This window comes from Lentzea nigeriaca (assembly GCF_016907955.1).
In the GTDB taxonomy this organism is placed as follows: Bacteria; Actinomycetota; Actinomycetes; order Mycobacteriales; family Pseudonocardiaceae; genus Lentzea; species Lentzea nigeriaca.
Genome location: NZ_JAFBCX010000002.1, coordinates 486831 through 499999 on the forward strand (window position 1 = coordinate 486831; position 13169 = coordinate 499999).

13 protein-coding genes are annotated in these 13169 nt (G+C 70.3%); 9 read left to right on the forward strand and 4 right to left on the reverse strand.

Annotation, left to right across the window (positions count from 1 at the left end):
* Positions 1-16: 16 nt before the first annotated feature.
* A complete protein-coding gene (locus tag JOD27_RS08680; protein ID WP_307830015.1) occupies positions 17-1675 on the reverse strand; it encodes a substrate-binding domain-containing protein in 1659 nt (552 codons plus the stop codon).
* A 367-nt stretch (positions 1676-2042) separates the two neighbouring features.
* On the opposite strand from JOD27_RS08680, the gene ftsH reads away from it, so the two are divergent.
* From ftsH to JOD27_RS08715, 7 genes are read left to right on the forward strand one after another with little or no spacing between them, the layout of a single operon-like run.
* On the forward strand, positions 2043-4214 hold the full coding sequence (gene ftsH, locus JOD27_RS08685) for an ATP-dependent zinc metalloprotease FtsH (protein ID WP_204761596.1): 2172 nt from the start codon (positions 2043-2045) through the stop codon (positions 4212-4214).
* A complete protein-coding gene (folE, locus tag JOD27_RS08690; protein WP_189259557.1) occupies positions 4211-4858 on the forward strand; it encodes a GTP cyclohydrolase I FolE in 648 nt (215 codons plus the stop codon). The genes ftsH and folE overlap by 4 nt, the downstream gene beginning before the upstream one ends.
* A 32-nt stretch (positions 4859-4890) precedes the next feature.
* Entirely contained in the window at positions 4891-5676 is a 786-nt protein-coding gene (gene folP / locus JOD27_RS08695; protein WP_204761597.1) for a dihydropteroate synthase, read from the forward strand.
* On the forward strand, positions 5669-6058 hold the full coding sequence (gene folB, locus JOD27_RS08700; RefSeq protein WP_204761598.1) for a dihydroneopterin aldolase: 390 nt from the start codon (positions 5669-5671) through the stop codon (positions 6056-6058). The genes folP and folB overlap by 8 nt, the downstream gene beginning before the upstream one ends.
* Complete coding sequence (gene folK, locus JOD27_RS08705; RefSeq protein ID WP_204761599.1) at positions 6055-6552, forward strand: 2-amino-4-hydroxy-6-hydroxymethyldihydropteridine diphosphokinase; 498 nt, start codon at positions 6055-6057, stop codon at positions 6550-6552. The genes folB and folK overlap by 4 nt, the downstream gene beginning before the upstream one ends.
* Complete coding sequence (locus JOD27_RS08710) at positions 6549-6998, forward strand: DUF3180 domain-containing protein (RefSeq protein ID WP_204761600.1); 450 nt, start codon at positions 6549-6551, stop codon at positions 6996-6998. Before folK ends, JOD27_RS08710 begins: the two co-directional genes overlap by 4 nt.
* A gap of 51 nt (positions 6999-7049) precedes the next feature.
* Entirely contained in the window at positions 7050-8525 is a 1476-nt protein-coding gene (locus JOD27_RS08715; protein ID WP_204761601.1) for a DUF6779 domain-containing protein, read from the forward strand.
* On the opposite strand, the gene JOD27_RS08720 is transcribed toward JOD27_RS08715, so the two are convergent.
* From JOD27_RS08720 to JOD27_RS45880, 3 genes are read right to left on the reverse strand one after another with little or no spacing between them, the layout of a single operon-like run.
* The gene (locus JOD27_RS08720; protein WP_204761602.1) at positions 8526-9611 is read right to left on the reverse strand and encodes an NADH-quinone oxidoreductase subunit D; all 1086 of its coding nucleotides are present in this window, start codon (positions 9609-9611) and stop codon (positions 8526-8528) included.
* Positions 9612-9644: 33 nt separating this feature from the next.
* The gene (locus JOD27_RS08725; protein ID WP_204761603.1) at positions 9645-10067 is read right to left on the reverse strand and encodes a DUF1203 domain-containing protein; all 423 of its coding nucleotides are present in this window, start codon (positions 10065-10067) and stop codon (positions 9645-9647) included.
* 17 nt (positions 10068-10084) lie between these two features.
* Positions 10085-10999: an SAM-dependent methyltransferase gene (locus JOD27_RS45880; RefSeq protein WP_204761604.1), complete on the reverse strand. Its 915-nt coding sequence runs from the start codon at positions 10997-10999 to the stop codon at positions 10085-10087.
* Between the two features lie 30 nt (positions 11000-11029).
* Between JOD27_RS45880 and JOD27_RS08735 the strand changes: the two genes are divergently transcribed.
* Both JOD27_RS08735 and JOD27_RS08740 read left to right on the forward strand, forming a co-directional pair.
* On the forward strand, positions 11030-12175 hold the full coding sequence (locus JOD27_RS08735; protein ID WP_204761605.1) for a PrsW family intramembrane metalloprotease: 1146 nt from the start codon (positions 11030-11032) through the stop codon (positions 12173-12175).
* A gap of 102 nt (positions 12176-12277) precedes the next feature.
* Positions 12278-13168, forward strand: coding sequence for a Rossmann-like and DUF2520 domain-containing protein (locus JOD27_RS08740; RefSeq protein ID WP_204761606.1), 891 nt, complete (start codon positions 12278-12280; stop codon positions 13166-13168).
* Position 13169: the final 1 nt, after the last annotated feature.

The following is a 13169-nucleotide window of genomic DNA, read 5'->3' on the forward strand; positions in this document are numbered from 1 at the left end:
TTCATCGTTCAAACGGTCAGCAGTTCGGACGGCAGCGGCGTTGCGAGACCGCGTCCAGCAGCACGCCGCGGATGTCCTCCGGGTTCGGCGCCTGATACGCCTTGCCGCCGGTAGCGGCCGCAATGGCTCGCAGCGCGTCCATGTCGACCTCGTCACCGAGGCCGACCATGATGATCGGCACCGGCTTCGCGGGATCCGCCTCCCGCTTCAGCGTCTCGATCAACGCGGCGGTGTCGATCGACGAGATGTCGTCGTTGCGCCCGTCCGTCATCAGCACGACGGAGTTGACCTTCGACGGGTCGTACCCGGCCAGCACGTGCCGGAACGCCGCCAGCGTCGTGTCGTTCAGCGCCGTGCCGCCGCCGACGAGCCCGGTCAGCTGGCTGGCGCCGGCCTCCAGCCGCTTGCGGCGCGTGACGCCCGCCAGGGGTTCACCCAGCGGCCCTATCGGCACCAGCTCGATCCAGTCCTGCGGCGGCTTCTTGTCGGTCGAGAACGCCCACAGGCCGATCTGCGTGGTGTCCGGCAGCATTCCGAGCGCGGTCATGGAGGCCTCGGTGGCCGCCTCGATGCGGGTCTTGCCGTTCCGGCCCTTCTCGATCATCGAGCCGGAGACGTCGATGACGGTCAGCATCCGCATGTCCAGGCTGATGGCGCCCCACGTGCGCAGCAGCTCGGAGACCTGGTCGGCGTTCGGCGTCTCGATCAGCTTCACGTCGCCCGCCTGCACGCCCTCGACGTCGGTCGACCACTTGGCCGGCGCGGCGCCCTGCACGGTGCGGAAGCCCGCCTCGCCGAAGCGCTTCACGGTGTCGGCGGAGCGGAGGACCTTCTCGAACTCGGCCGCCGCCTCGCCGATGCCGTCCGGCTCGTTCTGGCGCGAGACGCGGACGAGCGGGTAGTCGAACGAGAGCGTGCCCTCCTTGGGCGGGGCGCCCAGAACGGCGTTGTCCCTGACCGAGCGGTTGTTCGCCACCACCGACTGCTCGGGGGCTGCGAAGAGCGGCGCCTTGTCGGCGTCGGTGGTGACCTTGCCGAACGCGTCGCGCACCGACGGCACGGCGTTGCGGCCCACGCGCAGCAGGGCGCCGACCAGCTCCGGCTTCGGCGTTCCGTCCGGGTTGCCGAGCAGCGTGCGGATCACGAAGAGGGTGGCGAGGCCCTCCGAGGTCATCGTCGGGTCGCTCAGGGAGACGCTGACCTTGGTGTCGAGGACCTTGGACCAGGACACTGGCGAGACCGGGAAGCCGATCTTGCCCATGGCCTTCTCGGAACCGGCCAGCACGAGCGGGCTGGAGGCGAGCGAGGGCTTGATGTCCAGCTTCGGGGCCTCCGGGCCGGTCTCGGCGGCCTGGCGCTGGGCCTCCGCGGCCCACATCGAGGAGTCGGGGATCCACAGGGCGTGGGGGTTGATCTGCGCGGTGGGGAGCTCGTTCGCCACGTCGGCCGCGTTGCGCGACTCGACCTGGACCTGGACGCACCGGCCGTTCACGACCGGTTGTGACCGCTGGTAGTCCTGCGCCGCCGCGTTCACCACATCTAACGCGGCGGGTGTGACGGCGACCTTCAACGGCAGTGCGCCGGAGCAGTCGGCGCCGCTGGTGACACGCAGTGCCACGACCGTGACGCCCGCCGCCGCGACCACTCCGAGCAGGGCGGCCACGGGCAGAGCCACCCGCCGGAACAATCCGGGGGACGTGTGACGTGCTGACATACAGTTACTTACCTTCGGTCACGTGTTCACTCTTTCGAGTGGCGGGGAAACACTCGGGGGATCGAATGAGGATGACATGTGACCCCCAAACGTAATGAGATGGCGTGAGCTGCGTCACTCGTCTGGACGGCCGTATTTGTTCCGGATGAACCAAACAGCGTGAACGTGCGTGGCAGGGGTCACGGGCGGGAACCCGGGACGGTCGCCGACCGTTGGTTGCTCAGTACCCGACCAGCGGGCGGTAGGCTGGTCGGACGCGGTATGTGGGTCTTCCACTGCCCGACGCGCAAGTCAGGGAGGGTCGAGGCCGCCCGCCGGCCGTAAGTGCATGGACCGCAAGCGCCTGCTTCGCAACCCGCTGCTGTGGATCGCTGCGGTGTTGCTGCTCTACTTCGTCTTCACCGTGCTCTTCGACGACTCACGGGGCTACCACCCGGTCAAGACGTCCCAAGCGCTCCAACAGGTGCGGGACGGCAAGGTCAAGGAAGCCACGATCGAGGACAAGGAGCAGCGGCTCCGGCTCACCCTCACCGACGGTACGACGTTCGAGGGCAGCAACCGCCTCATCACGCAGTTCCCGGCCAGCGCGACGGACGAGATCTTCAACGTCCTCGACCAGGCCGGCAACAAGCCGACCGTGGAGACCAAGGTCAGCCAGGAGTCCATCCTGATGCAGATCCTGATCTACCTCGTGCCGCTCGGCCTGCTGTTGCTGCTGCTGATGTGGATGATGAACAACGCCCAGGGCGGCGGTAACCGCGTCCTGAACTTCGGCAAGTCCAAGGCCAAGCAGCTGTCCAAGGACATGCCCAAGACGACGTTCGCCGACGTCGCCGGTGCCGAGGAGGCCGTCGAGGAGCTCGAGGAGATCAAGGACTTCCTCCAGAACCCCGGCCGCTACCAGGCGCTCGGCGCGAAGATCCCGAAGGGCGTGCTGCTGTACGGCCCGCCTGGAACCGGTAAGACGCTGCTCGCCAGGGCCGTCGCCGGTGAGGCCGGCGTCCCGTTCTACTCGATCTCCGGCTCGGACTTCGTCGAGATGTTCGTCGGTGTCGGCGCCTCGCGTGTGCGCGACCTGTTCGAGCAGGCCAAGCAGAACGCGCCGTGCATCATCTTCGTCGACGAGATCGACGCGGTGGGCCGCCACCGCGGTGCCGGTCTCGGCGGTGGTCACGACGAGCGCGAGCAGACGCTGAACCAGCTGCTCGTCGAGATGGACGGCTTCGACTCGCGCGGCGGGATCATCCTGATCGCGGCGACGAACCGTCCCGACATCCTCGACCCCGCGCTGCTGCGTCCTGGCCGTTTCGACCGCCAGATCCCGGTGTCCGCGCCGGACATGAAGGGCCGCAGGCAGATCCTCCGGGTGCACTCGAAGGGCAAGCCGCTCGCCTCCGACGCCGACCTCGACGGTCTCGCGAAGCGCACCGTCGGGTTCTCCGGCGCCGACCTCGCGAACGTCATCAACGAGGCCGCGCTGCTCACCGCCCGCCAGAACGGCCACGTCATCACGGCGGCCGCGCTGGAGGAGTCCGTCGACCGCGTGATCGGCGGTCCTGCCCGCAAGAGCAGGATCATCTCCGAGAAGGAGAAGAAGATCACCGCGTACCACGAGGCAGGGCACGCCCTGGCCGCGTGGGCCATGCCGGACATCGACCCGCTCTACAAGGTCACGATCCTCGCCCGCGGCCGCACGGGTGGTCACGCCCTCGCGGTGCCGGAGGAGGACAAGGACCTGATGACCAGGTCCGAGATGATCGCGCGGCTGGTGTTCGCACTGGGTGGCCGCTCGGCCGAGGAGCTCGTCTTCCACGAGCCCACCACCGGCGCGTCCAACGACATCGAGCAGGCGACCAAGATCGCTCGCGCGATGGTCACCGAGTACGGCATGAGCGCGCGGCTCGGCGCCGTGAAGTACGGCCAGGAGCAGGGCGAGCCGTTCCTCGGCCGCTCGGCGGGCCGTCAGGCCGACTACTCGCTCGAGGTCGCGCACGAGATCGACGAGGAGGTGCGCAAGCTCATCGAGGCCGCGCACACCGAGGCGTACGAGGTGCTCAACACCTACCGCGACGTCCTCGACAACCTCACTCGCGAGCTGCTCGAGAAGGAGACGCTGCACCGCAAGGACCTGGAGCGGATCTTCACGGGCGTCGAGAAGCGGCCGCGGATCACCCAGTTCAACGACTTCGGTGACCGCACGCCGTCCGACATCCCGCCGATCAAGACCCCCGGCGAGCTCGCCAAGGAGCGCGGGGAGCCGTGGCCGCCGGTCGTCGAGGACACCATCGAGAAGGAGTTGCAGCAGGAGCCTGCTGCGGCGCCGACCGAGGAGCTGCCGTCGCCGAACGGTTCCAACGGCGTGCACCAGCCGACGAACCAGTCGGGCCCGCCGAACTACGGCGCCCCGCCCGGATGGACCCCGGCGACCGTGCCCGGCGGCAAGCCGCACAACGTCTGGGAGCCGAAGAAGCCGCAGTCGGATCAGGACGAGCGGCAGTGACAGAGCAGCACCAGCTCGACGCAGACGCCGGTCTCACCCGCAACGGGGAGGCCGGCGTCTCCGCGCGGCGGGTCTTCGACCAGGCGCGCGCTGAGGCGGCGGTGCGCGAGCTGCTGATCGCGTGCGGTGAGGATCCGGAGCGCGAGGGCCTGCGCGAGACGCCCGCTCGGGTGGCGCGGGCTTACCGGGAGTTGTTCGCGGGCCTCTACACCGACGCGGACAGCGTGCTCGCGAAGACGTTCGACGAGAGCCACGAGGAGCTCGTCCTCGTCACCGACATCCCGATGTTCAGCTTCTGCGAGCACCACCTGCTGCCGTTCCACGGCGTCGCGCACGTCGGGTACATCCCGAACGAGGCGGGCAGGGTGACGGGGCTGTCGAAGCTCGCACGGCTCGTCGACCTCTACTCGAAGCGGCCGCAGGTGCAGGAACGGCTGACCTCGCAGGTCGCGGACGCGCTGGTGCGCAGGCTGGAACCGCGCGGCGTGATCGTGGTCGTCGAGGCGGAGCACCTGTGCATGGGCATGCGCGGCGTGCGCAAGCCCGGCTCGCGCACGACGACGTCGGCGGTGCGCGGGCTGCTGCGCACGTCCGCCTCCTCGCGGGCGGAGGCGATCGAGCTGATCAGGGGCCGGTTGCGGTGAGCCCGTTGCCGAAGCCCGGCAGGTGTGTCGTGATGGGCGTGCTGAACGTGACGCCGGATTCGTTCTCCGACGGCGGCAGGTACATCGACCGGCGGGACGCCGTCGCGCACGGCATCGCGATGCACCAGCGCGGTGCCGACCTGATCGACGTCGGCGGCGAGTCGACGCGTCCCGGCGCCGAACGGGTGGAGCCCGCCGAGGAGATCTCACGGGTCGTGCCGGTGATCCGCGCGCTGGTCGCCGAGGGCGTGCCGGTCAGCGTGGACACCATGCGCGCCGCCGTCGCCTCGGCGGCACTGGAGGCGGGCGCCTCGATCGTGAACGACGTCTCCGGCGGGCTGGCCGATCCCCGGATGGCGTCCGTGGTGGCCGCTGCCGGTGTGCCGTACGTGTTGATGCACTGGCGGGGCCACAGCACGGAGATGGACTCGTTGGCGACGTACGACGACGTGGTCAGCGACGTGCGCGACGAGCTGCTGCAGCGCGTCGAGGCCGCGGTGGCGGCCGGCGTCGCGGAGTCGTCGATCGTGCTCGACCCCGGCCTGGGTTTCGCGAAGCTCGGTGACCACAACTGGGAGTTGCTGCAGCGCCTGGACGAACTGGTGGAGCTGGGTTTCCCGGTGCTGGTCGGGGCGTCGCGCAAACGCTTCCTCGGCACGCTGCTCGGCGACCGTCCACCTGACGGCAGGGAGGACGCGACCGCGGCGGTGTCTGCTCTTGCCGCGTTCAACGGAGCGTGGGGTGTGCGGGTGCACGACGTCGACCGGTCGCTGGACGCGGTCGCCGTCGCCGGGGCGTGGAGGCGGGGACATGGCTGACCGGATCGCGTTGACGGGCCTGCGGGTCCGGGGCAACCACGGCGTCTTCGAGCACGAGAAGCGCGACGGCCAGGAGTTCGTCGTGGACATCACGCTCTGGCTCGACCTCAGCTCGGCGTCCCGCACGGACGATCTCAAGGAGACCTACCACTACGGCGAGCTCGCCGAGATGGCCGCCGCGATCATCGGCGGCGAACCGTGCGATCTCATCGAGACGGTGGCCGGTCGCATCGCCGACGCCGCGATGACCGACACCAGGCTGCACGCGGTCGAGGTGACGGTGCACAAGCCGTCCGCCCCGATCCCGCTGACCTTCGACGACGTGTCGGTGACGATCCGCCGCTCGCGTCGGCTGGCCGCGCCTCTCAAAGAGGCGAAATGACCCGCGCGGTCCTGTCGATCGGCTCGAACCTCGGTGACCGGTTCGCGTTCCTGCAGTCGGTGGTGGACGGCCTGAAGCCGTACGTCGTCGCGGTGTCGCCCGTGTACGAAACGGCGGCGTGGGGTGTGGAGGACCAGCCGGACTTCCTCAACGCCGTGGTGATCGTGGCTGCCGACGACGTCGACGAGTGGGGTTGGCTGCGGCGCGGTCAGGAACTGGAGAACGCCGCCGGGCGCGTGCGGGAGAAGCGCTGGGGCCCGCGCACGTTGGACGTGGACGTGGTTTCGGTGGACGGGGTGACCTCGGACCACCCGGAGCTGCTTCTGCCGCATCCTGGGGCGTTTGAGCGTGCGACGGTCCTCATCCCGTGGCTCGACGTCGAACCGGATGCTGTGCTGCCGGGCCACGGACCCGTTGCCGCGCTGCCGGTTTCGGCGGAAGGCGTGCGGCGGCGCGACGATCTCGTGCTGCGTTCGGGTTGGATGGACGCGTGAGGTTCACCCGTCCCCGTGACCTGGCGACGATCGCGATCATCGCCGGGCTGCTGGCCCACCTGCTGCTGCGATTCGCGTACGACTCGATGCCGCCGCTGCCTCAGCTGGCCGGGTCCACGCTGCTGGTGATCGCGCTCGTCGAGGTCGTGCTCGCGTTCTCGTTGCGAGCGCGGATCCAGCGGCGCTCGCCGCGACCCGTGCAGCCGCTCACCGCGGCGCGTGCCGTCGCGCTCGCGAAGGCTTCCTCTGTTTTGGGCGCGTTGATGTTCGGTGCCTGGACGGGGCTGCTGATCTACACCGTGCCGGTGCGCGACGAGTTCGCCGCGGCCGGAAACGACCTGTTCGCAGCCGTTGTGGGGATGGTGTCGGCCGCTGCGCTGATCGCTGCCGCGCTGTGGCTCGAGCACTGCTGCAAGACGCCGACGGAGACTCCCGGGAAGGATTAGATACCCGGCCGTAGGGTCTCAGTCGCATAACTACGCGGTACCGTAGTGCGCATGACCGGGCGAGGCGCGTCGATCGACGACGAGCAGGAAGATCACGGTCGTGGCTCCGGGCGATTGCTGTTAGTAGCGGCATTGGCGCTCGCCCTCGTGGCCGCGGCGGTGCTCGTGCTGAGCGACAGCGCCCGCATGCTGCGCCTGGCCGTGGTGGCCGCGCTGTGGGCGGCACTGGTGGGCGCCTTCCTGGCCGCCAGATACCGCAAACAGGTCACGGAGCGCGACGACGAGGTGGCCGACCTCCAGTCCGTCTACGAGCTGGAGCTCGAGCGCGAGGTGGCCGCGCGCCGCGAGTACGAGCTCGAGATCGAGTCCGAGACGCGCAAGCGGATCGAGGAGGAGTCGCGCGCGGACATCGACGCGCTGCGTGCCGACCTGAGGGCGTTGCGGGACAACCTCGAAGCCCTGCTGGGCGGCGACGTCCTCGTCGAACGCGTGGCCCTGCGCGCCGAGTCGACCCGCCTGCGTTCCCTGGCCTCCGACGCCGCACGCCTGGCCTCGATGCCGGAGAAGCGCATCATCAACGCCAAGCCCGCGATCACCGCGTCGGTGGCCGCGGAGAAGCCGTCCGAGCGCACGGAGCTGATCGAACGCGTCGCGCACGACGCCAAGGTCCAGCCGCCGCGCCGCGAACCCGCCCGCCCGGAGCCCGCACGGCCGGATCCGACCAGGACTTCGCCGCGGCCGCAGCCTGCCGTGGTGCGCCGCGAGCCCGTGAAGGCCGCGAAGCAGGAGCCGGCTCGCCCACAGCCCAGGCCCGCCGCCGGTGGCGTGGCCGCCCGGCTCGGTGGCGCCACGCCGCCCGCCGCCCCTCCCGCCCCGCCGGTCAAGGCGCCGCAGCCCGTGCAGGCGCAGGTCCAGCGCACCGAACGCGTGCCGCGCCCGCAGCCCCAGAACCGCGCCGAACCGCTGACGCGCCAGGCAGAGCCGCCGAAGGCGCCCGCGGCCGTCGCGAAGGCCGTCGAGACGCGCAAGCCGGAGCCTCGTTCCCGAGTGGCCGAGCGCACCGAGATGATCAACCCGCAGGTGCTCGCCGAGTCCCGCTCGCAGCCGCCCGGTGGCGGCCGCCGCCGCGCCGACGACCGTCCCGCTGCCGACCAGGACAGCGGCTCGTGGGAGACCCTGAAGCCCGCCGGCGGTGGTCGTCGGCGCGCCGACGACCCGCCGTCACGCTCGTCCTCCGAGGACTCGCTGGTGTCGCTGCCGCCGACGGGCCGCCGCGCCGCGGACCAGTCGTCGGCCAGGTTGCCGGTGGTGTCCACCGGCAGGAGGTCCGCCGCGGACGACGCACCGGTCGCCGGACGCCGGGTGGCCGAGGAGTCGTCCACGCGCCTCCCCGCGGTCTCCACCGGCCGCAGGGCAGCCCCGGAGGACCCGTCCGGTGCGCACGCCGACGGCAAGTCCGTGAGCGAGCTGCTGGCGTCGCTGGGCGGTGGCGACGCGCCCCGTCGCCGGCGTCGCCGGGACGACTAGCTACTTGTCGATGTCGCCGACGATGACGGCGAACGAGCTGAGTGCTGCGGGAAGGTCGTCGACCGTGGTGTCCGGCAACAGCGCCGACAGCGCCTGAACGTTGTTGAACGACGGCGTGCGCAGCTTGAGGCGCCACGGCGTCTTCTCGCCGCGCGACGACAGGTGCACGCCCGAGGTGCCGAGCGGCGCCTCGACTCGCGTGTAGACCGAGCCCTCAGGTGCCTTGATGGCCTTGGGCAGACGAACGTTCACCGGTCCCGACGGCAGCTGTTCCAAGCATTGCGTCGCCAACGCGACAGACAGCCGCGCCTCGTCCAGAAGGCACCGCACGCGCGCAGCGGCGTCGCCCTCGGTCCGCACGACCGGCGTGAAGGACAACGCCTTGTAGGCGGGCAACGGGTCGTCTCGCCGCAGATCGAAGTCCACTCCGCTGGCCCGCCCGATGGGCCCGGTGACCCCGTACGCCAACGCGTCGGCGCGCGGCAGAACGCCGAGCCCTTCCAGCCGTGAGAAGTCGATCTCCAGCTCGTTGACGTCCACAGTGGACAGAAACTCGGCGACCCGCGCGGTCCAGCCAGCCGGCACGTCCTCGCGCAGGCCGCCGATCCGGTTGAACATGAAGTGGATGCGGCCGCCCGACGCCTCTTCCATCAGCGACTGCACGCCTTCGCGGTACACGGCGGCGTTGGGGGACAACGGGGTCAGGAAGACCATGTGCGCCATCAGGCGGTTGAGCTCGCACAGCAGCACGCGCAGCCATTGGGCGCGTGCCGGGACGTCCATGCCCGTCATGCGCTCGACGGCCAGCGCCACGGCCAGCTCGTTGCAGAACGCGGAAAGCCAGTCGTGGCGGTTGGCGAGCGTCAGGACCTGGCGGTAGTCGCGGACCTCGAACAGCTTCTCGGCACCGCGGTGCAGGTGCCCGACGAGTGGCTCGGCCGCGGTGATCACCAGCTCCGGGGTGACCGTCAGGCGCAGGCGGTAGGCGCCGTGGGCGGACGGGTGCAGTGGGCCCAGGTCGATCACGCGGTCGACGCCCAGGTACTGGGCGCCAGCGCCCACGCCGACGGTGATCTGCTCGCTCACCCGAGCATGGTTTCACGAGGCTGGGAACACGGCTCACGCCCTCGTGATCGCGAAGTAGAAGCACCCGTGCGAGACGCTGCGGACCTGGAGCGTCTCGATTGTAGGATCGTTGAACAATTCCTCGATCTTACGATCGAATGATCCCTGCTCGACGATGCCGCCGTCGGTGATCTGACCAGCGGCATTGTAGGAACGTAGGATCCGGGGATTGTTCAACAGTTCAGCGGGGAGACGATCCAACGAAGGCTCTGCAGGGCAGTCGACGTGCGTGAAGATCGGCCCGACCTCGGCGTACGGCCCCTTGCCCGCGTCGGGCGAGTAGCGGAACAGCCAGACCGGCTCGTCCGGCAGCGACTTCCGCAGGCAGCAGCGCAGCGGCACGTCGGGTTCGGAGGCCCGGTACTCCCGGCCGGGGTCGGACAGGGCGGCGGACGGCGGCACGTTGTGGATTCGCATGCCGGCAACGATCGTCGTCAGGTCACCGAAAAGCTGGCGGGATTCGGACGCCAGGGCGGCAGCGCGGGCAGCAGGTCCGCGACGGCGACCCCGCACCCGTGCAACAACCAGCCGAATCCTCCCAGACCGTGCGGATCACGCAGCTCGGCGATCCGTCCGGCCCGCGCAGCCGACTCCAGCCACTCCCAGCCGGACCCGGAAACCGCACCGGTCAGGCCCAACGCGGCCAACGCGTCCCGCTGCGACACCAGCACCCAGTCCCCACCGGCGGCGTCGGCAGCCGAGTCGAAGGCGACGTGCGCGGTGATGTCGCACGACCCGTCGAACACCGGCGGTACCTGACGCCCGCCCCGATACCCGGTCAGCGTGAACCGCCGGGACGACATCAGGTGCCCGTAGTCGATCGCCAGCGCCGCACCCCGCACCGAAGAAACCGCAGCGGCCCAAGCAGCGTCCCGAGGCGCCCCCACCTCGGCCTGCTCACCGTCCCCCAGAGAAGGCCACCACCGGGTGATCCACGGATCAGAGGAAGGCCCGGTCACGACAGGACACGGGATCGAGTCGAGCCACTCGTGCCCGACCAGCAGCCCGACGCACGAAGGCACGACCGAGGTCCACCGCACCCCAGGCAGCTCGACAGGAGGACCGAGCTCGACAGCGGTCACACGCAACCGCGAAGCCAGCGACCCGGAGGCCAGCGAACGCACGGCGAAAGCCAGCTCACCGCCACCCGCGCCGACGTCGACGAAGTCCACGACCGGGGGAAATCCGAGAGCGGCGTCCACCCGAGCGAGCAACGTCAACAACGCCTCGGCCAGCTCCGGACCCACCAGCGGCGACGTGCGGAAGTGCGACGACGGCTTCTCCCCGCGCGCGAAGAAGCCGGTAGGCCCGTAGAGAGCGGCGTGCCAAGCGGCTTCCCAGTCGAACACGGGTCAAGTGTGCCTCTAAGGTCATTTCTCGTGAACGACGCCGACCTCACGCCGACGCCGACCCGCAAGCGCATCGAGCAGCGCCGCTGGACCGTCCTGTTCCCCGTCGTGGCGCTGATCGCTCTCGCCGCGGCCGGTCTCGTGCTGTTCGCGCTGGGCACGTCGAGCATCGGCATCGGGCCGTTGCTGGTCGGTGCCGCCGCGGCGCTGATTCCCGTCGCGTTCGTGGTGAGCGCCTTCCTGTGGATCGACAGGTGGGAACCGGAACCGGCGAAGATGCTGCTCTTCGCGTTCGTCTGGGGAGCGTGCGGTGCGACGATCAGCTCGCTCGCGTTCAACCAGACGTCCCGCGTGCTCGGTGACCTGCTCTACCAGGACGGCACGACGTTCACCGCGGTGGTCGGCGCGCCGATCGTCGAGGAGGCGACCAAGGCGGCGTTCCTGTTCGCGGTGTTCCTGCGCCGCAGGCACGAGTTCGACGGTGTCGTGGACGGCATGGTCTACGCGGGCATCACGGCGGCGGGCTTCGCGTTCACCGAGAACATCTGGTACTTCGGCCGCGTCTTCCTGGAGAACGGGCTCGGCAACATGGGCGGCGGCGTGGTCGCGCTGTTCATCCTGCGCGGGGTGCTGTCGCCGTTCGCGCACCCGCTGTTCACGGCCATGACCGGCATCGGTGTCGGCATCGCGGCCAGCACCAGCAACTCCACGGTCAGGGTGCTCGCCCCGATCGGCGGCTACCTCACCGCGGTCGGCCTGCACTCGCTGTGGAACTTCTCGACCACGGTCGGCACCGGGTCGGACTTCATCAACCTGTACTTCCTGATCATGGTGCCGGTGTTCGCCGGCGCGGTCGCGATCGTGGTCTGGCAGCGGCGCAGGGAGCAGCGGATCGTGGCGGGCCAGCTGGCCGCGATGGCGCAGAACCGGTGGATCGCCAACAGCGAGGTGGCCCTACTGGCCAGCCTCAACGGGCGCAGGAACTGGCTGCGGGCGGTCAAGCGCAAGTCCGGTGACGCGGCGGCCAGGTCCGTGAAGACCTACCAGATCGCCGTCACCGAGCTGGCCTTCCTGCGCCACCGCATCGAGCAGGGAACAGCGGGGCAGAGCGCGGAGCACCGCCACGGCGTGCTGCTCGACGCGCTGCACGCCGCCAGGGCGGCCGCCCGCCGGTGAATCCGGTCACCGACCAGGTACATCCCGGTAAACGCCGGTCTACCCTCGGCGGCGTCGTCTGGTACCCGAACCGGGACTGGAACGTCAGAAGGAGTTAGTCGCATGGACGCGACCCCACGTCCGGCCAGGCTCGCCGTCGGTGTCATCTCGGCAGGCAGGGTCGGCTCGGTGCTGGGCGCCGCGCTGGCCAGGACGGGCCACGTGGTGGTCGGCACGTCCGCCGTCTCTCAGGCCTCCCGCAACCGCGCGGAGGAGCTGCTGCCCGGTGTCCCGATCGAGGACCCGACCGAAGTCGCCACACGAGCGGACCTCGTGCTGCTGGCCGTTCCGGACGACGAGCTCGCCGGGCTCGTGAAGGGCCTGGTCGCCGCGGAGTCGCTGCGCGCGGGCCAGATCGTCGTGCACACCAGTGGCGCTCAGGGCGTCAACGTCCTCGAACCCGCTGCCCAGGTCGGCGCGCTCACGCTCGCGCTGCACCCCGTCATGACGTTCACCGGCCGCTCGGAGGACCTGCAGCGGATGAGCGCCGCGTGCGTCGGTGTCACGGCCGCGGACGGCGACGAGGTGGCCTGGAGCGTCGGTGAGGCCCTGGTCGTGGAGATGGACGCCGAACCCGTCCGGGTCCCGGAGGCGGTCCGCCCGCTCTACCACGCGGCGCTGGCCCACGGCGCGAACCACCTGATCACGCTGGTCCGCGACGCCGCCGACCTGCTCACCAACGCGGGCGTCGCCAACGCCGAACGCCTGCTCGGCCCGTTGCTGTCCGCCGCGCTCGACAACGCGCTGCGCCACGGTGACCGAGCCCTCACCGGTCCGGTCGCCCGCGGCGACACGGGTACCTTGCGCAAGCACCTGGAGGTGCTCGCCGAGCAGGCACCCGAGACCCTCCCCAGCTACCGCGTGCTCGCCCGCCGCACCGTCGAACGGGCGGAGCGCTCAGGGCTGCTCAAGCCAGACGCGGCCAACGACGTTCGCACCACTCTCGAGGACTGAC

What these genes read in the sequence shown, in the direction of transcription:
- ftsH (WP_204761596.1), top strand. Translation starts at nt 2,043, where the DNA reads ATGGACCGCAAGCGCCTGCTTCGCAACCCGCTGCTGTGGATCGCTGCG.
- folP (WP_204761597.1), top strand. Translation starts at nt 4,891, where the DNA reads ATGGGCGTGCTGAACGTGACGCCGGATTCGTTCTCCGACGGCGGCAGG.
- folB (WP_204761598.1), top strand. Translation starts at nt 5,669, where the DNA reads ATGGCTGACCGGATCGCGTTGACGGGCCTGCGGGTCCGGGGCAACCAC.
- folK (WP_204761599.1), top strand. Translation starts at nt 6,055, where the DNA reads ATGACCCGCGCGGTCCTGTCGATCGGCTCGAACCTCGGTGACCGGTTC.
- JOD27_RS08715 (WP_204761601.1), top strand. Translation starts at nt 7,050, where the DNA reads ATGACCGGGCGAGGCGCGTCGATCGACGACGAGCAGGAAGATCACGGT.
- JOD27_RS08725 (WP_204761603.1), bottom strand. Translation starts at nt 10,067, where the DNA reads ATGCGAATCCACAACGTGCCGCCGTCCGCCGCCCTGTCCGACCCCGGC.
- JOD27_RS08740 (WP_204761606.1), top strand. Translation starts at nt 12,278, where the DNA reads ATGGACGCGACCCCACGTCCGGCCAGGCTCGCCGTCGGTGTCATCTCG.